The 23,518-nt window shown below is 36.2% G+C and carries 19 protein-coding genes; 17 read left to right on the forward strand and 2 right to left on the reverse strand.

Annotated features, from left to right (window positions below; translation table 11 throughout):
• The first annotated feature begins 46 nt into the window (after positions 1-46).
• The 7 genes from E0W73_RS08445 to E0W73_RS08475 all read left to right on the forward strand — a co-directional run bounded on the left by E0W73_RS08445 (position 47) and on the right by E0W73_RS08475 (position 11,582).
• Positions 47-1,432 (forward strand): TolC family protein, encoded by a 1,386-nt coding sequence (locus E0W73_RS08445; protein ID WP_135221646.1) that lies wholly within the window; start codon positions 47-49, stop codon positions 1,430-1,432.
• A gap of 12 nt (positions 1,433-1,444) precedes the next feature.
• On the forward strand, positions 1,445-4,735 hold the full coding sequence (locus E0W73_RS08450) for an efflux RND transporter permease subunit (RefSeq protein WP_135221647.1): 3,291 nt from the start codon (positions 1,445-1,447) through the stop codon (positions 4,733-4,735).
• A gap of 238 nt (positions 4,736-4,973) precedes the next feature.
• Positions 4,974-6,059 carry an efflux RND transporter periplasmic adaptor subunit gene (locus E0W73_RS08455; protein ID WP_135221648.1) on the forward strand — a complete coding sequence of 362 codons (1,086 nt, stop codon included), beginning with the start codon at positions 4,974-4,976 and terminating at the stop codon, positions 6,057-6,059.
• Between the two features lie 328 nt (positions 6,060-6,387).
• A complete protein-coding gene (locus tag E0W73_RS08460; protein WP_135221649.1) occupies positions 6,388-8,127 on the forward strand; it encodes a hypothetical protein in 1,740 nt (579 codons plus the stop codon).
• Between the two features lie 202 nt (positions 8,128-8,329).
• Complete coding sequence (locus tag E0W73_RS08465; RefSeq protein ID WP_135221650.1) at positions 8,330-8,599, forward strand: hypothetical protein; 270 nt, start codon at positions 8,330-8,332, stop codon at positions 8,597-8,599.
• A gap of 895 nt (positions 8,600-9,494) precedes the next feature.
• Entirely contained in the window at positions 9,495-9,812 is a 318-nt protein-coding gene (locus E0W73_RS08470; protein ID WP_135221651.1) for a GIY-YIG nuclease family protein, read from the forward strand.
• Positions 9,813-10,712: 900 nt separating this feature from the next.
• Positions 10,713-11,582, forward strand: a complete 870-nt coding sequence (locus E0W73_RS08475) for a TolB family protein (protein WP_135221652.1) — start codon at positions 10,713-10,715, stop codon at positions 11,580-11,582.
• 178 nt (positions 11,583-11,760) lie between these two features.
• On the opposite strand, the gene E0W73_RS08480 is transcribed toward E0W73_RS08475, so the two are convergent.
• Positions 11,761-12,309, reverse strand: a complete 549-nt coding sequence (locus E0W73_RS08480; RefSeq protein ID WP_135221653.1) for a type 1 glutamine amidotransferase domain-containing protein — start codon at positions 12,307-12,309, stop codon at positions 11,761-11,763.
• A 339-nt stretch (positions 12,310-12,648) separates the two neighbouring features.
• Between E0W73_RS08480 and E0W73_RS08485 the strand changes: the two genes are divergently transcribed.
• A complete protein-coding gene (locus E0W73_RS08485; protein ID WP_135221654.1) occupies positions 12,649-12,918 on the forward strand; it encodes a hypothetical protein in 270 nt (89 codons plus the stop codon).
• A 95-nt stretch (positions 12,919-13,013) separates the two neighbouring features.
• Entirely contained in the window at positions 13,014-13,517 is a 504-nt protein-coding gene (locus E0W73_RS08490; RefSeq protein WP_135221655.1) for a hypothetical protein, read from the forward strand.
• Positions 13,518-13,542: 25 nt separating this feature from the next.
• On the opposite strand, the gene E0W73_RS08495 is transcribed toward E0W73_RS08490, so the two are convergent.
• A complete protein-coding gene (locus E0W73_RS08495; RefSeq protein WP_135221656.1) occupies positions 13,543-13,980 on the reverse strand; it encodes a cupin domain-containing protein in 438 nt (145 codons plus the stop codon).
• Between the two features lie 130 nt (positions 13,981-14,110).
• Between E0W73_RS08495 and E0W73_RS08500 the strand changes: the two genes are divergently transcribed.
• The 8 genes from E0W73_RS08500 (at position 14,111) to E0W73_RS08535 (ending at position 23,493) form a co-directional block, all read left to right on the forward strand.
• Positions 14,111-14,338 carry a DUF2683 family protein gene (locus tag E0W73_RS08500; protein WP_135221657.1) on the forward strand — a complete coding sequence of 76 codons (228 nt, stop codon included), beginning with the start codon at positions 14,111-14,113 and terminating at the stop codon, positions 14,336-14,338.
• Entirely contained in the window at positions 14,328-14,627 is a 300-nt protein-coding gene (locus tag E0W73_RS08505) for a type II toxin-antitoxin system RelE/ParE family toxin (protein WP_135221658.1), read from the forward strand. The genes E0W73_RS08500 and E0W73_RS08505 overlap by 11 nt, the downstream gene beginning before the upstream one ends.
• Before the next feature lie 311 nt (positions 14,628-14,938).
• Entirely contained in the window at positions 14,939-15,532 is a 594-nt protein-coding gene (locus E0W73_RS08510; protein WP_135221659.1) for a TetR/AcrR family transcriptional regulator, read from the forward strand.
• Positions 15,533-15,780: 248 nt separating this feature from the next.
• Entirely contained in the window at positions 15,781-16,998 is a 1,218-nt protein-coding gene (locus E0W73_RS08515; protein ID WP_135221660.1) for an efflux RND transporter periplasmic adaptor subunit, read from the forward strand.
• A 12-nt stretch (positions 16,999-17,010) separates the two neighbouring features.
• Positions 17,011-20,175 (forward strand): efflux RND transporter permease subunit, encoded by a 3,165-nt coding sequence (locus tag E0W73_RS08520; protein WP_135221661.1) that lies wholly within the window; start codon positions 17,011-17,013, stop codon positions 20,173-20,175.
• Positions 20,176-20,503: 328 nt separating this feature from the next.
• Positions 20,504-21,922, forward strand: coding sequence for a TolC family protein (locus E0W73_RS08525; RefSeq protein WP_135221662.1), 1,419 nt, complete (start codon positions 20,504-20,506; stop codon positions 21,920-21,922).
• 256 nt (positions 21,923-22,178) lie between these two features.
• A complete protein-coding gene (locus tag E0W73_RS08530; RefSeq protein ID WP_135221663.1) occupies positions 22,179-22,643 on the forward strand; it encodes a hypothetical protein in 465 nt (154 codons plus the stop codon).
• 244 nt (positions 22,644-22,887) lie between these two features.
• The gene (locus tag E0W73_RS08535) at positions 22,888-23,493 is read left to right on the forward strand and encodes a Crp/Fnr family transcriptional regulator (protein WP_135221664.1); all 606 of its coding nucleotides are present in this window, start codon (positions 22,888-22,890) and stop codon (positions 23,491-23,493) included.
• Positions 23,494-23,518 lie beyond the last annotated feature (25 nt).

Raw genomic sequence — 23,518 nt, forward strand, 5'->3', positions numbered from 1 at the left:
ATAAATTTGTTTCATCAAAAACTATTTTATATCACACCTTGAGTTTATGTATTTCAAAAAAATTACCATTTTATTTTTATTGATTTTCGCCTCAACCGGTTATGCTCAAACCCTGTCTCTTAAAGAAGCCATAAAGATAGGTCTTGAAAACTACGGTTCTATTCGGGCAAAAAACAATTACACCAATGCATCCAAAGAAACTCTAAAACAATCTCGCCGTGATTACTTGCCAAACCTGAATTTATCGGCACAGCAGGATTACGGAACTGTAAACGGACAAAACGGGCCACTTTACGGATTTGGAGGTTTAGGAGTTGCTTCGTCTGGACTGCCGCTTCCCGATCAAAACTGGAATTCTGCATTTGGAGCGCTTTATTTAGTCAACATGAACTGGGATTTTTTCACTTTCGGAAAGGCAAAGGAAAAAATCAATTTATCTAAAATTGACGTTCAGGCCAAAGAAAAAGATTTGCAACAAGAGAAATTCCAGCAAGAAATCAAAATTTCGGCCGCTTATCTGAATTTATTGGCCAGCCAGAGATTACTGATTTCGCAGCAAAAAAACCTAGACCGCGCCGAAGTTTTCAAAAAAACCGCTGCGGCAAGAGTTAAAAACGGGTTATTGGCTGGTGTCGATTCGACATTGGCTACTGCAGAAGTTTCTAAAGCCAAAATCGCATTAAATCTTGCTAAAAACTTCGTTAAGGAACAAAACAACAAATTGGTCGATTTAATGGGCGTTGCACCACAGGATTTTGTTGCCGACACACTTTTTGTTACTCAGATTCCGAAAGAATTGATTACAAAAGAAACTGCAACAGACAGTCTTCACCCTTTATTACAATTATATAAAACCCGAATCGATTACAGCAATCAGCAAGTTAAATTGTATAAGAGATTTTATTACCCAACGATGAGCGCTTTTGGAGTTTTGCAAACCAGAGCTTCAGGGTTTGATTCTTCGTACGCCACCAATCAAAATGCTTTTACGAGAAATTATTGGGACGGTGTAAATCCCGATCGTACCAACTACTTGATTGGAGTCGGAATTACGTGGAATCTGACCACACCTTTTCGTTCAAGCAAACAAGTTAGCGCTCAAAAATTTGTTTCTCAAGCCATCCAAGAAGAATACAATCAGGCAGATAGAGAATTGAAATCGCAGCTCAATTTTGCCGAAGATAAAATCAGAATTACTTTGGAGAACTACGCCGAAGCGCCAATTCAGGTCGAAGCCGCGAAAAGAGCTTATATTCAAAAATCGACCTTATACAAAAACGGCTTAACCGATTTGACCGACTTAACACAAACGATGTATGTATTAAATCGTGCTGAAATCGACCGAGATATTGTCAATAATAATGTGTGGCAGTCCTATTTATTGAAAGTCGCTGCAACAGGAAATTTTGACTTATTTATAAATGAATTTTAATTATAAATCCTAATGAATTTAATACGTTTTGCACTCCGCAAACCCATTTCCATTTTAGTACTGGTTGCGGGTCTATTTTTCTTCGGAATCGGTGCCATCAAAGACATTAAGGTAGACATTTTACCCAAAATGAATTTGCCGGTTATCTATATCGCGCACCCGTTTGGAGGTTATACGCCAGACCAGATGGAAGCCTATTTTGCCAAAAACTACGTAAACGTTTTGCCTTTCTCAAACGGTATCAAATCGGTAGAAACCAAAAATATTCAGGGGTTAATGATTATGAAATTAACCTATTACGAAGGAACTAATATGGCGCAAGCTGCAGCCGAGTTAAGTGCGCTTTCCAACAGAATCCAAGCGGTTTTCCCCCCGGGAACGCAACCGCCGTTTATCATTCGTTTTGATGCTTCTTCGCTGCCGATCGGACAATTGGTTTTGAGCAGTAAAATACGTTCCAATAATGAATTGCAGGATTTAGCCAACGTTTATGTTCGTGCTTCGTTTACTTCGATTCCTGGTTTATTGTCTCCGGCGCCCTTCGGCGGAAGCCCAAGAACAATCGAGATCAACGTAGATCCAGACTTGTTGCGTTCGCACAATATGACACCAGACCAAATCGTAGAAGCGATTCGTTTGAACAACCAAACGGCTCCGTCTGGAAACGTTCGTATGGGCGACAAAAACTATATTACGCCAACCAACAACACGATTAAAGAAATTAAAGACTTTGAACAGATTCCGATTTTCAAAGGCGGTGTTCAGAACTTAAAACTAGGCGATGTTGCGTCTGTAAAAGACGGTGCCGATATTACGGCAGGTTATGCTTTGGTAAACGGAAAACGTTCGGTTTACATCAGTATTGCAAAAGCGGGAGATGCTTCGACTTGGGATGTGGTTCAGAAATTGAAGAAAGAATTGCCTAAAATTCAAAGCACGCTTCCAGAAGACGTAAACATTACGTACGAATTTGATCAATCGGTTTATGTAACCAACTCGGTTAAAAGTTTGATTACTGAGGGAATTATCGGTGCGGTTTTGACCGGATTAATGGTAATGCTTTTCCTTGGGGACCGTCGTGCGGCTTTGATTGTGATCATGACGATTCCGATTTCGATCATTTCAGGAGTTTTATTCCTGAAATTATTCGGCCAAACAATCAACTTGATGTCTTTATCAGGATTGGCACTTGCGATTGGTATTTTGGTGGACGAAAGTACCGTAACCATCGAGAATATCCACCAGCATCTCGATATGGGAAAACCAAAAGCACTCGCCATTTGGGATGCCTGTCAAGAAATCGCTTTGCCTAAATTATTGATCTTGCTTTGTATTTTGGCCGTATTCGCACCAGCGTTTACTATGGTTGGTATTCCAGGAGCGTTGTTTTTGCCGTTGGCATTAGCAATTGGATTCTCAATGGTGATTTCATTCTTGCTTTCGCAGACATTTGTACCCGTAATGGCCAACTGGATGATGAAAGGACATGACAAACACGAACATGGTCCAGAAATTACAGACGATGAAGCCGAATTTAACGATTGTGGCCTAACACCTGAATCTGAGCAAAATCTGATTAGTCAGAAAAAGGAAATGGTTGAAAGAGAAGATTTTAACAACGACGGAAAAATAAGTGCTTTTGAGCGATTCAGAAATCGTTTCATGCGAACTTTAGACCGATTGTTTGTGCATAAAAAAGCGACGAGTATTGTTTATTTGGTTTGCGCCACTGTTTTGGCGGTAGTCTTGATTACGTTTATCGGAAAAGACGTTTTCCCAAAAACCAACTCGAGTCAGTTTCAATTGAGAATGCGTGCTGTTGAAGGAACTCGTTTGGAAAGAACAGAAGAACAAGCCCGAATTGTTTTAAAAGAAATTGAGAAAAAAGTCGGAAAAGAGCATATCGGAATTTCGTCTGTATATGTGGGACAACACCCTTCTCTATTCTCAATCAACCCGATTTACTTGTTTATGGCAGGTTCTCACGAGGCTGTTTTTCAGGTAAGTTTGAAAGATTATCACGCCGATATGGACGAGTTTAAAGATGACTTACGTGCGAGAATCAAAAAGGTATTGCCAGACACTAAAGTTTCTTTTGAGCCAATCGAATTGACAGATAAAGTGTTAAGCCAAGGTTCTCCTACTCCAATCGAAATTCGAGTGGCCGGAAAAGACAAAAAACGAAATGAATTGTACGCAACTCAAATCGTAGAAAAACTAAAAGCGATTTCGTATTTCAGAGATGTGCAGATTGGGCAGCCAATTCATTATCCGGCTATGAACATTGATATCGACAGAACACGAGCGGCCGAATTGGGAGTTGATATGAATGATATTTCGCGTTCGCTTGTAGCTTCAACCTCATCTTCTCGTTATACCGAAAAAAATAACTGGGTTGATGAAAAAGCAGGATTATCGTATTCCGTTCAAGTTCAAGTGCCGTTGAACAAAATGAAAAGCAAAACCGATATCGGAGAAATTCCGGTATTAAAAAACTCCCTTCGTCCTGTATTGAGCGACGTTGCCAAAATTACACCAGGTTTTGTAAGCGGTGAAAATGACAATTTAGGGGCCATGCCGTACATTACCGTTACTGCCAACATCAACCAGACCGATTTAGGAACGGCTTCAAAAGATGTGAGCAAAACAATTAGTTCTCTTGGCGAATTGCCTCGTGGTTTGTTTATCACGCCAATCGGACTAAGTACTGTACTGACAGAAACATTAAGCAGTTTACAAACGGGGTTATTGGTTGCCGTCTTCGTAATCTTCTTAATGTTGGCCGCTAATTTCCAATCGTTCAAAGTTTCGTTGGTGATTTTAACGACAGTTCCTGCGGTAGTTTTAGGCGCTTTATTAATGCTGACGATTACGGGTTCAACGCTGAATCTGCAATCGTATATGGGAATCATCATGTCGGTTGGGGTTTCTATCGCCAATGCGGTACTTTTGGTGACCAATGCCGAGCAATTGCGCAAAATAAACGGAAATGCCTTAGAATCGGCTCGTGAAGCGGCTGCGCTACGTCTTCGTCCAATTATCATGACTTCGGTTGCGATGATTGCAGGTATGTTGCCAATGGCAATCGGGCACGGCGAAGGAGGCGATCAGGTTTCTCCGTTAGGAAGAGCGGTTATCGGAGGATTATTATTTTCTACTTTTGCCGTATTATTGATCCTTCCGCAGATATTTGCCTGGGCACAAGAAAAAACAACGACACAATCGGTTTCTTTAGACCCTGAAGACGAAGAAAGTATCCATTATATTTCATCAATAAGTAAGTCGAAAGTTGGAAAGTCATAAAATCGAAAGTCATAACGCGTTGAGTGTAATTATTTTTTAAACACATAGAAACATAGATTTTAGTTTTAAATAAAAAAGGTAAAAGAAAAAACTAGTTTTCACACATAGTCCCGATAGCTATCGGGATGCATTGAAACAAGTGAAACGCCTTTTATGCACAAAGAAAAGCTATGTTTCTATGTGTTAAAATAATTACTCGCAAAGAGTTAAAAACATATTCATTATATAAAACCAAAAAATGAAAAGTAACATTATAAAATCTACAGCAATATTATTTACGGCCTTAGCTGTACTAAGCTGTGAAAAGAAAAAAGAAGAAACTGCGAAACCAGAAATCGAACCAAAAGTAGAAACTTTCCTTTTAGCGAAAGAAAAACTGACTACCGAATTGCGCTTGCCTGCCGAATTAACCGGTTTTCAACAAGTTGATTTGTATGCCAAAGTGAGCAGTTTCGTAAAAACATTAAAAGTAGATATTGGTTCTAAAGTAAAAAAAGGACAACTTTTGATTGTTTTAGAAGCACCAGAAATCAGTTCGCAATTGGCGGCGGCCGAGTCGAGATTAAAATCGATGGAAGCGATTTACGCAACCAGCAAAAGCACGTACAACCGTTTGTACGAAACCAGCAAGGTGGAAGGAACGATTTCTAAAAACGACTTAGAAATGGCAAGCGGCAAAAAGAATTCTGATTACGCTCAATATCAGGCGGCGATTGCAGCGCACAAAGAAATCTCTATCATGAGAGGTTATCTTGAAATTCGTGCTCCTTTTGACGGTGTTGTAGCCGCCAGAAACGTCAATTTAGGAACCTTTGTTGGCCCAGCAGGAAAAGGCTCAGACTTGCCGTTGTTGACGATTCAGGAGCAAAGCAAACTGCGTTTGGCGGTTTCTGTACCAGAATTGTACACAGGATATTTACATGTAGGCGACGAAATGAGTTTTAATGTAAAATCGTTGCCCGAAACATTTACCGCTAAAATTACCAGAATGTCTGGCGCTCTAGATTTAAAATTGCGCTCTGAAAGAGTCGAAATGGACGTTCACAACACCAAAGGAAATCTATTGCCTGGAATGGTTGCCGAAGTTTTGTTACCGCTTAACGCAAAAGACAGCACGTTTGTAGTACCAAAATCGGCGGTGGTGAATTCTGCAGAAGGTTTATATGTGGTGAAAGTAGTAAACCATAAAGCCACAAGAGTAGAAATTAAAAAAGGAAGAGAAATCGACGACAAAATCGAAATATTTGGTGATTTAAACCCACAAGATAAACTAGTTAAAATTGCCAGCGAAGAAACTAAGGAAGGCGATATCATAAACGAATAACCTGCGTTTGTCTTCATTTTAGTGATTACCAATTACTGTACGCATTCTTAGGAGTGCAAATTTTTAAATTTGCTTGAAAGGGCAGTTCTTCTTTAACTGGAGGGACTGTCCTTTTTTTTGATTGATAAAACAGGTAAAAATACTTGGTTGATAAGATTTGTAAATTGATATTTTTGATAAAGAATAATACCAAACAAACATTCTTGACAAAACTTAATTTTTATAAATCATTGCTACTTTGTAGCAAGTATAAAAAATTAGTCGCAACTATTAATTCTAAAAAAGGCAGATAAAAGAGTAATAAACTAAAATTACACACTGAACATAAATGCTAAAAGTAATAGAAATTGAAAATATCAAAGGAATTAGACATCGAAAATTCGAACTAAACATAACTCCCAACAAACCAAGTATTTTGGTAGCACCAAACGGTTTTGGCAAAAGTTCATTTGCTACGGCTTTTAAATCTATGAACAATAATAGAATTAAATTACATGATGACGACTTATATTCAGAAAACGCAGCTAATCTTCCTAAAATATCTATCGAATACGAAAAGACAGATGGAACAACTGCAAATTTTGAAGCTACAAACTCCACAAATACAATAAGTGGGGAAATAGATTATTTCGTAATAAACAACCAAACCACACCAAAAGGAATTGGCTCACAGTATGGTACAGCAACGGCAACATTAGAAATAAAGGATGTTGTGTTAGTAGACAGAATACCTACAAATGTTGCTTTTGCTTATTCAAATACAAATGCAAGAAGTAAATTTGGACAAAATTCAAAAGTTATTCCAAACATAAATACAATTCTATCCAATTTAAAATTAGTTGAAAAACTAAGTGAAAATTATCAAACATTACAAAGAGCAAATGGAACAACGATTCAAAGACGAATTAATACTATTATTTCCAATATAAATACACAAAATGGTACAGCAGAAATTTTGCTTACTTGGATAGAAGCAAATGAATTAAATAGTTTTAAACAAATTGAATATTTAAACACAATAGGAAATCTCATCAATGAGTTCGATACTAATTTTACAGAGACACAAAGCTTTTTAGCAGCAATTCAGCTAATTTGGTTATACAATCAAGACATGAATGCTTTTAAAAATGCTTGTGTTTTTAGTAATTATCGTTTAGACAAACAAAAATTTGACGATAATCTTGCAACATTCAACTGCACTTGGAAAAGTATTCGTTCAAGTGAGACCCACGGTAAATTAGTTGTAAAATTTCCAAAAGCAATTTCTATTTCAAATGGACAAAGGGATATCTTATCATTTATTTCTCTATTATTTCGAGCAAAACGTCATTTAAAAAAGAGTGCAAATATATTAATAATCGATGAAGTTTTTGACTATTTAGATGATGCAAATTTGACTGCTGCTCAGTTTTACATAACCACTTTGATTGATGAATTTAAGGAGAACAACAAAAGAATATACCCGCTTATTCTGACACACTTAAATCCTAATTATTTCAAAAATTTTGCCTTTAACAATCAAAAGGTTTATTATCTGGATAAGTCCAATATACAAGTAAATCCACACATAGCAAGAATGTTAAGAGTTAGGGCAGATAAAACGGTAGATGAATTATTAAGAAATGATATATCAAAACATTTAGTTCACTATGAACCTACACATATAAACAGACGTAATGAGTTTAGAAATTTAAATATACCTCAATTGTGGGGAGAAGCAGAAAACTTCTATCAATTTTTATTTGATGAAGTTGACAACTACTTGAATGGACGTGCATTCTGTCCGTTTGCTGTTTGTGGTGGAGTAAGAGTAAAAATTGAAAAGGTTGCATATGATAAACTGCAAGATCCAATGAATCAAAATATATTTTTAACAACAAAAATGACTCGACCAAAATTAGAAAAAGCAGAAGAGTTTGGAGTTATATCGCAAGAAAGCCATTTTTTACTTGGAATTATTTACAATGAGGGAATGCATTGGAAAGAAAACCAAGATAATGTTTCTCCGATAGCATCTAAATTAGAGAACCTAGTAATTAAAAAATTAATAAAAGATATTTTTGTATAACTACTGAAAAAAAACGCTAGCGCGAGCGTCTCGCTCGTGAACGCAAAGCTAAAGGGCACGAGCGAGACGCTCGCGCCAGCAAAGGGAAAATCGATTACATTATTTATTGTCAGAAATAAATTAAAATGTATAGTTACGGAAAACCATAATAGGCAAACAGTAGAAGATATTAAATTTCCATAAATTTTAAATATTAAATATTATGGGAACAACAGTTGCAAACGTCTTAATATCTTATGATATTGACAAATTACATTCATCAGTTAAGGCTGAATTAGAAAAAATAGGTTATTTGGATCGCTTTAAAAATCCTAATGACCCAAAAACTTATTTACTACCAAATACAACAATGTGGCATCCAAAAAAATCTTCAAATCAAGCTATGGATGACCTAAAAGCTGTTTGTAGAAACTTGCAAGTTAAGCTTGAAAAAGCTGTTACAGTTAATGCCTCTGAATTTGTTGGACTTTAATTAAATTAAAAAACCTCGATACTAAAAAAATCGAGGTTTTCCCATTTCATAAACCTTACTCCTCACTCAAATAAGGATTCAAAATCTCCGCCAATTCATTGAGCCAATAATAATTGTCTTCAAAATTGGTTAGTCCGATTTGGAGGGTTTCGTGTTGTCGCATTACGCCGAGCGCTAAAATGCAATTTACTTGAGTTTACAGTATAAGGCGCAGTTTGTCATTTCGACCGAAGGGAGAAATCGCACTAGAAATTCCGCAAAGTATATCGCCAATCTTTGTGGTTACGAGTGTGATTTGCTTCGCCTATTCGCTATCGCTCGAGTCTCGTTCCTCGAAATGACATACTGGACGAACTGACGGAATTTTGTCATTTCGACCGAAGGGAGAAATCACACTAGAAACTCCGCAAAGTATGTTACCAATCTTTGGCGATTCTCGAGTGTGATTTCTCCTTACGTCGAAATGACATATTGCACAAACTTACGTAACTTCTACCGAAGGGAGAAATCACACTAGAAACTCCGCAAAGTATATCGCCAATCTTTGGCGATTCTCGAGTGCGATTTCTCCTTACGTCGAAATGACATATTGCACGAACTGACGTAGTTTCGACCGAAGGGAGAAATCACACTAGAAACTCCACAAAGTACGTCGCCAATCTTTTTGGTTACGAGTGTGATTTGCTTCGCCTATTCGCTATCGCTCGAGTCTCGTTCCTCGAAATGACATACTGGACGAACTGATGGAATTTTGTCAATTCGACGTAAGGAGAAATCACACTAGAAATTCCGCAAAGCATGTCGCCAATCTTTGTCGATATGCGCGTGCGATTTCTCCCTTCGGTCGAAATGACAAACTATAAAGAAATATGTATATTCGTACAAAAAAAAGAAAATGCTAAATCCACAAATTGGCTTTCATAGCTATTATGTTTACATTATAACAAATGAACATCGCTCTTCCTTTTATATTGGAGTTACTAATAATTTAAAAAAAAGACTTGCAAAACATCAGGAAAACATCGACTTAAATATTAGCAGTTTTGCTGCAAAATATAATATTCGGTTTTTAGTTTATTACGAAAAATTCACATGGATACAGGAAGCGATTGCACGAGAAAAAGAATTGAAAAAATGGCGAAGAGATAAAAAAATTGAATTGATCAGAAGTTTTAATGAAAATTTTGAGTTTCTAAACTTTCATTTTGAATGAGTTTTTTGTCAAATCTTTGTCGATTCCCGAGTGTGATTTGCTTCGCCTATTCGCTATCGCTCGAGTTTAGTTCCTCCGAAATGACAGACTGGGCGAACTGACGGAGTTTTGTCATTTCGACGTAAGGAGAAATCACACTAGAAATTCCGCAAAGTATATCGCCAATCTTTGTCGATATACGCATGTGATTTGCTTCGCCTATTCGCTATCGCTCGGGTCTCCCTTCGGTCGAAATGACAAACTGCGCGGAAAAACATGAAAAACTGCTCGACAATGATCTTTAAAACATAGCCTCTGGTTTCAACCAGAGAAACGCAAGATGTATCCTCATTTTAGTTTAAAAAATTCAATTGCCTCCAGCTTTAGCTGGAGATCCGCTTGATTTATATAAAAATGGCTTTAGCCAAAATGCGCATTTTGGCTAAAGCCTTGTTTTTATGAACATCTTTAATCCCCTAGCTAAAACTAAGGGCTATTCATTGCCAAGCTTTGTCGAGCTACTGATGACGATTTACTTTGTCTTTTCACTATCAATCGGATTTCTTGCTTGAAATGACAAACTCAAGATACTCTTTCTCCGTCAAATGTTCCCACGAAACGTCGCGCAATGTCTTTTACTTTGCGCTTTTTTTGCGTCTTAGAAATTGTAAATATGAAAGTCTTACCGTCTTTTTATTATTAGTCTTGTATTAACTTGATTTATTGAAACCAGAAAAACATTACAATAAAAATGGTTTTAAAGTCATAGACATTATGAATGTGCGATTTTTCAATTATATTTGTTTTAAAATGTCGCAAATCAGACATTTGCGCAGCGCTTGGTACTCTTGTCTCAACCTTTAATCATACTATTAATAAGTTATTTTAAGAATTAGCAATGTTTAATAAATAGCAAACAACATGAAAATTACTTTTTCTTTTATGCTACTATTTTTGACGCTTTACATAAATGGACAGCAAACTCCCACACTATTTGAACCGAATACTATTTCTAATGATGGCGAATTTGGTTTAACAATTTCACCTGACTCTAAAATAGCGTTATGGGTCTTGTCTAAAGGAAAAAGAGATACATTGAAAATAATGGAATCTAGAAAACAAAATGGAAAATGGACTAAACCGATTATTGCTTCTTTTTCGTCATCAAAAGGTGAATGGAAAGATATCGACCCTATGTTTTCTCCCGATGGTAAAACGGTTCTTTTTCAATCAAACAGAAATACAAACAGGTCGTCCGACAGGAAAGATTTTGATATTTGGGCGGTGAACCTTACCGAAACAGGCTGGGCAAAACCTTATAGACTCGAAGGCAGTATAAATTCAGAAGCTTCTGAGTCATATGCCTCAATTACGAATGAGGGCACTATTTATTTTATGAAAGAGAACGAGAACAAGACAGGATTGTCTGATATCTATTATTCAATATTAAAGGATGGAAAATATCAGGAACCTCAAAATATTGGGTTACCTATTAATACAAACGAAAGAGAATCAAACCCGTATATTTCTCCAAACGGAAAATATATGATCTATTTCTCATCAGATAAATCCGGATTGGGAGAAGTTGACTTGTACATTACTTTTAAAAGAAAAAATAAATGGACTGCTCCAAAAAACTTAGGAAGTCCAATTAACTCAAATCTTTCAGAATTTTGCCCGTTTGTTCACGAAAAAGAGAAAAGACTTTATTTTTCGAGACAAGAAAAAGATGGCGACCGATTTAAGGAAAATCTATATTTCATTGATTTCGATATCAACAAATATAAATAATAAGATACGAAGGATTCCTGCCTCGGCGCGAACGTCCGGCATGTTTATAAATCTATAAATATTTCATTCCTCCGGATTTTTTAAATTACGAGCAATTAAACTATTCACAAAACAAAAAATGCAAGACCAAAATTGATCTTGCATTTTTATAATTTGATAAATCTAAAAAGAAAACAATTTACGCTCTCTGACGCTCATGTATTCCTTCTTTGATTTCTTCTACCATTTTTTTATTAAAAGCTGGTAAATCATCTGGTTTTCTGCTGGTTACTAATCCGTTGTCTACCACTACTTCTGAGTCTTCCCATTGTGCTCCAGCGTTTTTCAAATCGTTTTTAACAGAGAAAAATGAAGTTACTTTTCGACCTTCTAAAACATCCGCATCTACCAGAATCTGAGGACCGTGACAAATAGCGGCAACTGGTTTTTTACTTTCAAAAAAGGAACGCACAAAATCTACTGCGGCCTCTTCTCTTCTTAACGAATCTGGATTTAAAACTCCTCCCGGCAGAACCAATGCATCATAATCGGCTTCATTTGCCTGATCCAATACTACGTCAACGTTATATTCGTTGCTCCAATTTCCGTCTTTCCAAGCTTTAATCGTTCCAGATTTCAAACTAATGATATCTGCATTCCATCCCTGCTCTTCTAAGTAAGCTTTAGGAGAGGCTAACTCTGATTCTTCAAAACCGTTTGTGGCTAATATGGCTATATTCTTTTTCATGATTTTAATTTTTTAAAACGTTATTAAATTTGATTTACCTAAAATTAGTTATTTCAAATAGCCAGAGAAAACAGTCGATGTTAAAGCTTTCTTTAATAAAAGTTAATTAATTGAAACATAGTTTTTTATTAAAAAATTAAACTAAAATTATATAAAATACACGTAAGTCCAGTTTGTTATTTTATAACGGACGAAAAGCTGAGAGAATATTTATTGAATATAGAGATTTAGTTGTATGGCAATGATTGGCACCATTCGGCATAAAGCTTCTAGGAGAAATGCAATGCCAGACGCAACCTTTTAGCAAAAAACTTATCTATTTAGTAAAAACCGTAAGATATGAGCAAAATTTTAAGCTTAAGCCTTATAGCATTTCTGCTATTTAGCTGTTCATCTGACAATTCAGAGATTCAAAAAGATGAGAAATTAGATATTGAACTTTCTAAAGGTCCTAATTCTTCGAAAATAAATTTCGCTATTGGAATTAAAAACAACGCTGACTTAAGCTTTGTTTTTAAAACCATTAATGAGCTGAATTTTGACATAAGACAAATGAACGGTTTTGTTTATCTTTCTAACACTCCTAAGAGTGATATCCCTGATTTATAGATTTACTAAATACGAAATCATACATAAACACAGGCGCTTGGAAGGCAACACCCGGCAGTGTTTTTTACTATGAACCAGAAAACAAAACCTATATTGTGAACAGTTTTTTTGAAATGAATGAAAGCAATCAAAAAGATTTGTTAGATTTAATTTCGTCCTTAAAATTAAACCAAAAGAAAAAAGGTAATCTCGTATTAAGTATTCCCGAAGGAACACAAACTTATTGGAAAACAGAAATGAAAAAGTACTCCTTTGTTGAATGGATTGAAACATTTGATCAGGTCTGTATACGATATGAACAACCAAGGATAATTTCTGCCAATGTTCCAGACAAAGGGAATATCAATCAATCAATTCCAATTAAAATTAAGTTTGAAGTTTTAAATGGATGTGGTGGTTTTGGCACTCTATCCGAAGTAAATTCTGGGAACACAAAAACCATTGAAATCAAGGCTAAATATGAAGGATGCTATTGCAACCAAAGTATCGAAAATATTGAAACAACCTATAATTTTATTCCTTCGAAAGCCGGAACTCATATCATAAAACTTCTACAGCCAACTGGAGATTTCTTAACTTATTCGATAAATATTCAATAAGAAAATCTATTAAAAAAAAATTATTTTACCTCAAATACTTTTTAATCACTAAGTACTTCAAATCGGTGTTTCCCACATTTTTGATTCCGTGCTCCATGTTAGACGGGCAGTAAAAACTGGTGTTTGGACCGGCGATTTTGGTTTTTCCGTCTAGATAGAATTCGGCTGTGCCCTCCAGAATATAGAAAAATTCCTCTTCCACGTGTCGGTGTGGCGCATGAGTCGATTTCCCAGGCTCGACAATACTCATCTTCAAGGTATTTTCCTGAGTGAAGTTTTTGTCGCCAAACCAATATTGATACCCGACTTTGGTTTTGGTGGCTTTATCTATTTCGAAATGATTGACACAGTTTTCGATTGTGTATTGTGGCGCTGCAGTTTCTTTTTTGGTTTCTTGTGCAAAAGCAATTTGTTGAAAAAACAAAATGGCAAATGTGGTTTTGATGGTAGTTAGTGCGTTCATTTTTTTTCTTGTAATGTTACGAAAAATTGAAGTTCATAAATTAGGTTTTATAAAATAATTATAATCATTAACATGAAGATTAGACTTTTGTCTTAACTTTGTTTATCAAATTTAGTAAACTTTAGACACCATGAAAGCAATTAATATCACAGCGTATACAGAAGATGCTTCGCAAATTGAAGCTGTAAAAGCTTTTATGAAAGCACTAAAGATAAAATTTGAAATTGCAAATGTAAAACCTTACGAATTAACTTCTGAACAACAAGAAATTCTAGACTGTCAGCTTAATTCGGACAAAAGCAATTACAAAGATGCAGAAGCGATTTATACTGAATTAAAAAAGAAGTATGAATTATAAGATTATTGTTTCGCCAATTGCATTAAAAAACATCGAAGAGGCAATTGAATATTACATCTTGAAGGTCAGTAAAAAAGTAGCCTTAGACTTTCTTAACGATTATAAAAAAGTGTATAAAGCGCTGCAAATAAATCCATTTTATCAATTTCACGATAACAACTACCGCTATCTTCCTTTTAAAAAGTTTCCATATATCGCATTTTTCATCGTTGATGAATTATCGAAGACAGTGTTTTTAAATGCTGTTTTTCATACTTCACAGAATCCCGAAAAATATCCAGAGAAATAAACATTATCAAAATTTAAAACTGACAAAGTTCTTTAGAAAAAGATACCTTCTCTCCTAGCCCTGATCGAAACGGCATCTTTTTGTGACGGGGTTCGGCACAAAAAATACAGTGAAGAGCAGGACAAAACGTTCTTAAAAAACCAAAAATGTGCTGCTCCTGAAATTATTTAAAAATCAAAACTTCAATAAAATCAAGCCTTTTCAATCAATCTATGGCACGATAAGAAAATATTATGATAAAAATATTTTGAAATTCGAAAATCCACCATACATTTGCCTAACAGTGTTAAACGATTTAATACTTGAATACAATGGCTAGCAAAGATCGAATTTTAAGACAAAAAGAAGAGACAAGAAATAATATTCTTGGCGCTGCTTATGATATCGTAAAAGATGAAGGCTGGAATGGTTTGAGTATGCGTAAAATTGCCGACAGAATCGAATATACTGCTCCTATTATTTATGAATATTTCTCGAATAAAGAAGCAATACTTGAAGAACTGACTGGCAAAGGCTTTATAAAACTGGCAAAGGAATTACAGACTGCAAAAGACAAGTTTGAAAAACCAGAAGAACAGTTAGAAGCCATGTGGATGACCTATTGGGATTTTGCTTTTACTAATACTGAAATGTATCAACTGATGTTTGGTGTTCAAATGACTTGCTGCGCACAGCGATGTTCGGCTCAAGAGGCGCCTTACAAATTATTTACTGGTGTTATTGCTGCAATTATGAAGGACAGCAACCCTAGTGAAGATATCATAAAACAAAAATATTTTACTTTCTTTTCTGTTATTCATGGCTTAATCGCCATCAACATCATTAACAAAAGTGATATTTTAGAAACCATAAATGCTCAGATTTTGAAGGATGCCATTACTGGTATCATCAAATCTATACAATAAAAAAATTTTCAATTTTACTTAACGGTGTAAAATGATTTAAACGGGATAACATAAAATCCTTTTTTTTGCAACTTTCACTTAACACTGTTAGAAAATTTAATAAAGGTAATAACGAGTTTTTTTTACTCAATTACTTAACATCGTTAGATAATTTAATACCGATTTTTAAAATAGAATTGGAATAGCTTGCTGTATAGAAATTTGCGCACATTTACTTAACAACGTTAGATAATTTAATTCAATTAAATATGAATCCCGAGAATGCCAGAATACCAAAGAATTTTACCCGAGAAAATGTTCAACCAATTAAAACCACACTGAAAATGAAAAATGTAATTATAACCAGTTTTATTCTGGCCTTAGTTTTAAGCAGCTGTGCTGACAAGAATCAGGCTCCTACAGCTCCGCCTCCACCGGTTTTACCAGTATTGGCTATCACAAGTGCAAACACCATCACTGACTCAGAATATCCTGCTGCTATACAAGGAACTGTCGATGTTGAAATTCGCCCACAGGTAAGCGGCAACCTTGACAGAATTTATGTAGACGAAGGTGCTTATGTAAACAAAGGACAAACTTTATTCAAAATTAATGAGCGTCCGTTTCGTGAGCAGTTAAACAATGCTTTGGCAAGCCTTCATGCAGCAGAAGCGGCCTTAATCAACGCCAACTTAGAAGTTGATAAATTGACGCCGTTAGTGCAGAACAAAGTAGTTTCTGATTATCAATTAAAAACGGCTAAAGCAACTCAAAAAATTGCAGCCGCAAATATCGAACAAGCAAAGGCTATGGTTGGTTCTGCTAAAATCAATTTAGGCTATACCAATGTAACAGCTCCCGTAAGCGGCTATATTGGAAGATTACCAAAAAAACAAGGAAGTTTAGTTTCTGCTACAGATGTTGAGCCTTTAACTACTTTATCAGACGTTCACGAAGTATTTGCTTATTTCTCTTTGGGCGAAACAGACTTCATTCACTTTAAAGAGCAATATGCTGGAAATTCTTTAGGCGATAAAATCAAAAAGCTACCTCCAGTTACTTTGATTTTGGCAGATAATAATGCTTATCCGCAAACTGGAAAAATCGACATGGTCGACGGTCAGTTTGATAAAACGACAGGTGCAATCACCATTAGAGCAACTTTCCCTAATAAAGGAGGTGTATTACGTTCTGGAAATACAGGAAGAATCCGTTTAGGACTACAGCACGACGATGCTATTTTGGTTCCGCAAGCCGCTACTGTCGAAATGCAGGATAAAGTATTTGTTTTCACAGTTGGCAAAGACAACAAAGTAACCAAAATGCCTATTACTATCGTTGGTAAAAGCGGTACCAATTATTTAATTAAAGACGGCGTAAAAACAGGCGACCAAATCGTATTAAGCGGTATTGATAAATTGCAGGACGGACAGGCTATACAGCCAGAGAAATCTACCAAAGTTGCCCAAGTAACTAACAAAAAATAATTCTAAAACACAATGTTCAAAATATTTATACAAAGACCAGTACTGGCAACTGTAATTTCCATCTTATTGGTAATTCTGGGGGTATTGGGTTTAACCAAACTGCCTTTACAACAGTTTCCTGATATTGCACCTCCATCGGTTTTGGTAACGGCGGTATATCCAGGAGCCAACGCAGAAACGGTTTTGCGTTCTGTGGCGCCTTCTCTAGAAGAGTCGATAAATGGAGTAGAAAACATGACCTATATGAGTTCTACTGCTAGTAATGATGGTAGCTTAGCCATTACCGTTTTCTTTAAGTTAGGAACAAATGCCGACCAAGCAGCGGTAAACGTACAGAATCGTGTAGCGCAGGCAACAAGCCAGCTTCCTGCCGAGGTTGTGCAACAAGGTATTATTACTGCTAAACAGCAAAACAGTTTCATCATGGCGATTGGTATGTACACCGAAGATGAAGCAAAATACGACCAAACTTTTATTGCCAACTATGCGCAGATTAATATTATTCCGGAATTAAAACGTATTCCTGGTGTGGGTTCTGCTAGTATTTTTGGAGGTGTAAAAGACTATTCTATGCGTGTTTGGTTGAATCCGACACAGATGTCTGCTTACAAAGTAACGCCAAATGAAGTTATGGCAGCGATTCAGGACAAAAGTTTGGAAGCTGCGCCGGGTAAATTTGGAGAAAGAAGTACCGAAGTTTTTGAATACGTAATTAAATACAAAGGAAAACTAACCAAACCTGAAGATTACCAAAATATTGCAATTCGTTCTAATCCTGATGGTTCGGTTCTTCGTCTGAAAGACGTTGCCCGAGTAGAATTAGGTGCTTATTCGTATACCAGTTTAACTCGCTTAAATGGAAAAAAAGGAATCGTGATCGGGGTTATCCAATTAGCGGGTTCTAACTCGAATGATATTCAGATTGCCATTAACAAAATGATGGAAAAGGCTTCTAAAGATTTTCCGACAGGCATTAAACACAATATTTTTTATAGTACAAAAGTATCTCTAGACCAATCTATCGAACAGGTTGAACATACTTTGATTGAAGCTTTTATTTTAGTTTTCATCGTGGTATTCATCTTCCTTCAAGATTTTAGATCAACATTAATTCCGGCTATTGCTGTACCTGTAGCAATCTTAGGAACGTTCTTCTTCATGCAGTTATTCGGATTTTCAATCAACCTTTTAACGCTTTTTGCCTTAATTCTGGCGATTGGTATTGTGGTCGATGATGCCATTGTGGTAGTCGAAGCGGTGCACGCGAAAATGGAGCACAAACGTTTGTCTCCAAAAATCGCAACCCATGAAGCAATGCACGAAATAACGGGTGCTATTATCTCGATTACGCTGGTAATGGCTGCTGTATTCCTGCCGGTTGGTTTTATGGAAGGCTCTACGGGAGTTTTCTATCGTCAGTTTGCCTTTACTATGGCAATTGCAATTGTAATTTCGGCTGTTAATGCCTTGACTTTAAGTCCAGCTCTTGCTGCTTTATTCTTAAAAGACAATCACAGTGCTCACGATCACGATGCGCCTTATGAGAAAAAAGGATTTAAAGAAAAGTTCTTTACCGCTTTTAACAGCAGTTTTGAATCGCTTACAAATCGTTATGTGGGCGGACTTAAATTCTTAATCAGAAGAAAATGGTTGAGTTTAGGAGGTTTGGCTTTAATTACTGCCGCAACTATTTTGATGGTTAAAACAACGCCATCTGGATTTATTCCGACAGAAGATCAAGGATTTATAGCGATTTCAGTAAATACGCCTTCGGGAACATCTTTGGACGGAACTCAAAAAGTAATGACAGATGCCGAAAACACTTTAAGAGGTTTAGAAGCTTCTCGTTTTGTAACTGCGGTTTCCGGTTTCAACTTATTGACAAATTCTACTAGCCCGTCTGCTGCCGTAGTTTTCGTATTGCTGAAACCAAATGAAGAACGTGGTTCTGTTAAAAACATTGACGAAATCATGAATCAGGTTCGCGGTAAACTGGGCGAGATTTCTGGAGGAAGTTTCTTCGTATTCAGTTTCCCAACGGTTCCTGGATTTAGTAACGTTGAGGCTTTGGATTTGGTTCTTCAAGATAAAACAGGAGGAAAACTGGATAAGTTCAGTGGAATTTCTCAGAATTTTATTGGCGAATTAATGAAACGCCCAGAAATTGCAGTTGCCTTTACTTCTTTTAAAGCCGATTATCCGCAATTGCAATTGGAGGTTAACGACGAAAAAGCAAATCAATTAGGCGTAAACGTAAAAGACATTTTACAAACGATGCAGGCTTATTTTGGTAGCGCACAGGCATCAGACTTTAACCGATTTGGTAAATATTACCGTGTAGTGGTTCAGGCTGATATTGAAGACAGAGCCGATCCAACTGCCATTGACAGAGTTTTTGTTAAAAACAAAACTGGCGAAATGGTGCCAATCAATACTTTAGTAAAACTGACTCGTATTTACGGTTCTGAAACGGCTTCACGATACAATTTGTTTAACTCAATTTCTATTAATGCGATTCCAAAACCTGGATTTAGTTCGGGAGATGCCATTAAAGCCATTGAAGAAGTAGCAGCACAACAATTGCCTGCAGGTTACGGGTTTGAATTCTCGGGCCAAACGCGTGAGGAGATTTCGTCAGGAGGACAATCTGCAACTATATTTTTACTGTGTCTGATATTCATTTATTTCCTACTTGCCGCACAGTACGAAAGTTACATTTTGCCTTTGGCAGTAATCTTGTCAATTCCTGCAGGTATTTTTGGAGTATTTGTAGCTATTGGTTTAACTGGAATTGAAAACAATATCTATGTACAAGTTGCACTGGTCATGCTGATTGGTCTTCTCGCTAAAAATGCCATCTTGATTGTAGAATTTGCCGCGCAAAGAAGAAGATCAGGGCAAGGGCTGATTGCAGCTTCAATTAGTGCAGCAAAATTACGTCTGCGACCAATTATCATGACGTCTCTTGCTTTTGTGGTTGGATTGGTACCAATGATGAGCGCCAAAGGACCATCGGCCCAAGGTAACCACTCGATCAGTATCGGAGCAGCAGGCGGAATGCTTTCTGGAGTAATTCTAGGATTATTTATCATCCCAGTTTTATTTATTGTATTCCAGCACTTACAAGAAAAATTCAGCGGTAAACCAATTGCCGTAATTCACAACGAAGAAAAATAATAAATGGAAAACTATATAACGACTATTCTCGGAGCCATTTTATTTGGCATCGGATATATATCATACAGAATCTCAAGAGATCTTGAAAACAGAAAAGATACTTGCACAGAAATTTAAGCCTCTGAGATGAAAAAATATTTTAACACATAGGTACATAGAATTTTTTATACTGAAAAAAAGAGATTAGAAGAAACTAGTTTCCAAACATAGCACTATGTGTATTTATGCAAGTGAAACGCATTTTCTAAAGCCTCTACAAACTATGTCTCTATGTGTTTCAAAAAAAATTACACCCAAAAGGGTTAAAGGAATTTTAATAAAAAGACTAATGAAAAATTATATAACCAAAATCGTGACCTTCGCCATTCTGATCACGACTATAATATCCTGTAAAGTCTCTAAGGATATTGAAACTCCAAAAGATGCATTTCCTGAAAATTTCAGGAATGCATCGGTTTCGAGTGATACAACTAGTATTGCCGATATCGAGTGGAAAAATTTCTTTACAGAAAAGGATATTGTTCAGTTGATTGACAGCGCGGTTGCCAGAAATAACGATCTGTTAATTGCACAAAAAAATATTGAGATTGCGCAATACAGATTTACACAATCGAAATGGGGAAATATTCCTCAAGTCAATTTATTTGTAAACGCCAGCACCAGCAATCCTTCAGACAATAGTTTTACAGGAATGAACCTGAATCAGGCTTTAGGTGCTAAACATATTGATGATTATTCTGCCGGAGCTTCACTTTCTTGGGAGGCTGATATTTGGGGAAAGATTAGAAACCAAAAGAAAGGAGCTTACGCAGGATATCTTCAATCTGAAGAAGTAAAAAAAGCTTTGCAGACCAATATTGTGGCTAATGTTTCTAGAGGGTATTACAACCTTTTGATGCTTGATGCTCAGTTGAAAATTGCACAGCAAAACCTCAAATTAAATGACAGTACGACCAACATCATCAAGTTAAAATATGATGCAGGTCAGGTCACTACTTTGGCAATTCAGCAATCTGAGGCACAAAAATTAAACTCGGAGCAACTGATTCCGTTATTGGAACAAAATATTGCTATTCAGGAAAATGCTTTAAGTGTTTTGACCGGTTCATTCCCGAATTCAAAACAGAGAACCATTCTTTTAAATTCAATTGAAATTAAAAGCAATCCAGCGGTTGGAATTCCGTCTACATTAGTGAGCAGAAGACCAGATGTAAAAAGCGCTGAATTGGCACTTAAAGCAGCCAACGCCAATGTCGGTATCACGAAAGCGGATTTATACCCAGCTCTCAGAATTACGGCTCAAGGCGGTTTGAACTCTTTCGAAACGAGCAGCTGGTTCAATATTCCGGCTTCTCTTTTCGGAACTGTTGCAGGAGGTTTAACACAGCCGATCTTAAACAATAAAAGAGTTAGAACACAATACAATATCGCTGTCGCAGAAAGAGAAAAAGCGGTTTTAGCTTTTAGACAATCTGTCTTGGTTGCGGTAAGCGAAGTTTCTGATGCCTTGGTAAAAGTGGAAAAACTACAGCAACAGGAAACTTTCTTAAAAGAAAAAGTGAAGACATTACAGCTGGCAATCAAAAATTCGAATCTGCTGTTCAAAAACGGATTAGCAGAATATCTTGAAGTTCTTACTGCACAGGCAAATCTATTGCAAAGCGAATTGGAACTTGCCGATTTAAAAAGACAACAACTTACAGCCAATACCGATTTGTACCGCGCTCTCGGCGGAGGCTGGAAATAATAGCTAATACAATACCCGTTAATTATTTATTTTTTGAGAGGAAAACGCTGTGAGACTTAGGTTTCATGGCGTTTTTTAGTTTTTGCCACGAAGGCGCTAGGGCGCAAAGTTTTTTTTTTTTGCCACGAATTGCACTAATTTCCACTAATTTCTTTTTCTCCCTAATTGTAAAATAATTCGTGAAAATTAGCGCAATTCGTGGCAATAAACTTTATACCTTCGCGGTAAAACCATCATTACGTATAAATCAAAATTCATGAAAAAAATTGCAACCATTGCGTTTTTAGCTTTACTACTTACAAACTGCAAACAAAACAACTCAAATGAAGAATTAAAACCAATAGAAAAAAATACAGACACAATTACGGCTGTAAAAACAGAACTAAAAGAAAAAGAAGCAGAACTAAAAGAAGACTGTAAAGATATCGAAGTAGAAATGGGTTCTGGAAGAGAATGTATAGTACAAGAGAAGGATCTTGCTAAAGTTTATCAAAATATCATTAAGAATAAAGAGGTTGAAGAATCGGAGTATTTTTTAAGTGTTATTCCAAACGAAGATAAATCTGTTGAAGTTAATCAAAAAGGATTAATGACAATTGATTATCTAATTACAAAAGATAAAGTAGCGATTTCTATGAATTATGCCGGCGGCGTTACAGAAGTAACTCTCGAAAAAATAAACAATACCGTTAAAAAAAGCATTTATCATTATGCTGATTAAACTAAAAAAGTATACTATACTTTGAATCAAACCGCTAAAAGCTCTGAGTTTTTGGCGGTTTTTATTTGCCCCAAAGACTTTTTTGTTTGCCACAACCCGAGCGATAGCGAACAGGCGAAGCAATTTCACGAATTTTCACTAATTTCTTTTCTCTCCAATTATAAAAATAATTCGCGAAAATTCGTGAAATTCGTGGTAGTGAACTTTGTGTCTTAGTGCCTTCGTGGCAAAACCAAAACAATCTATGAATTTCAATCCAGAAATATACCTCAACAATCTAAAACAAACCATAGAAAGTTACTACCCGCTTTCTGAGCAATCTTGGAAACAGATTGAAAGCACTACGCATTTTCAAACGCTTAAAAAAGGAGAAACGCTTTTACAAAACGGAGAAATAGCCAAAAATCTACATTTTATTGCAAAAGGCGTCTTAAGGGCTTTTATCGCAGACGAAGAAGGAAATTTCTACAACAAAAATCTTTTTCTTGAAAATTATTTTGCGGGTTCTAAAGTTTCGTTGATGCTCCAAACCCCTTCCAGTTTTACTATCGAAGCTTTAGAAGATTCTATTGTAATCAACATCAATTATAAAAAATATATGGAGTTGATTTATCAAAACGACGACCTCAAAAACTTTTATATTGCTCATTTGGAGAAAAATTGGATTATCGAAAAAGAACAAAGAGAGGTGGCTTTGGTAATGCAGAATGCAACAGAAAGATATCTGAGCCTTCTAGAAAAACATCCCACTATTGCAGAGCGTGTTCCGTTATTGCATATTGCCTCACATTTGGGAATTACGCCAACCCAATTAAGCCGAATCCGAAAAAGTCTGGAAAAAGATTTGTAAATCAACATATGTAAAGGTTTTCTAG

Source organism: Flavobacterium foetidum (assembly GCF_004634245.1).
Lineage (GTDB): Bacteria > Bacteroidota > Bacteroidia > Flavobacteriales > Flavobacteriaceae > Flavobacterium > Flavobacterium foetidum.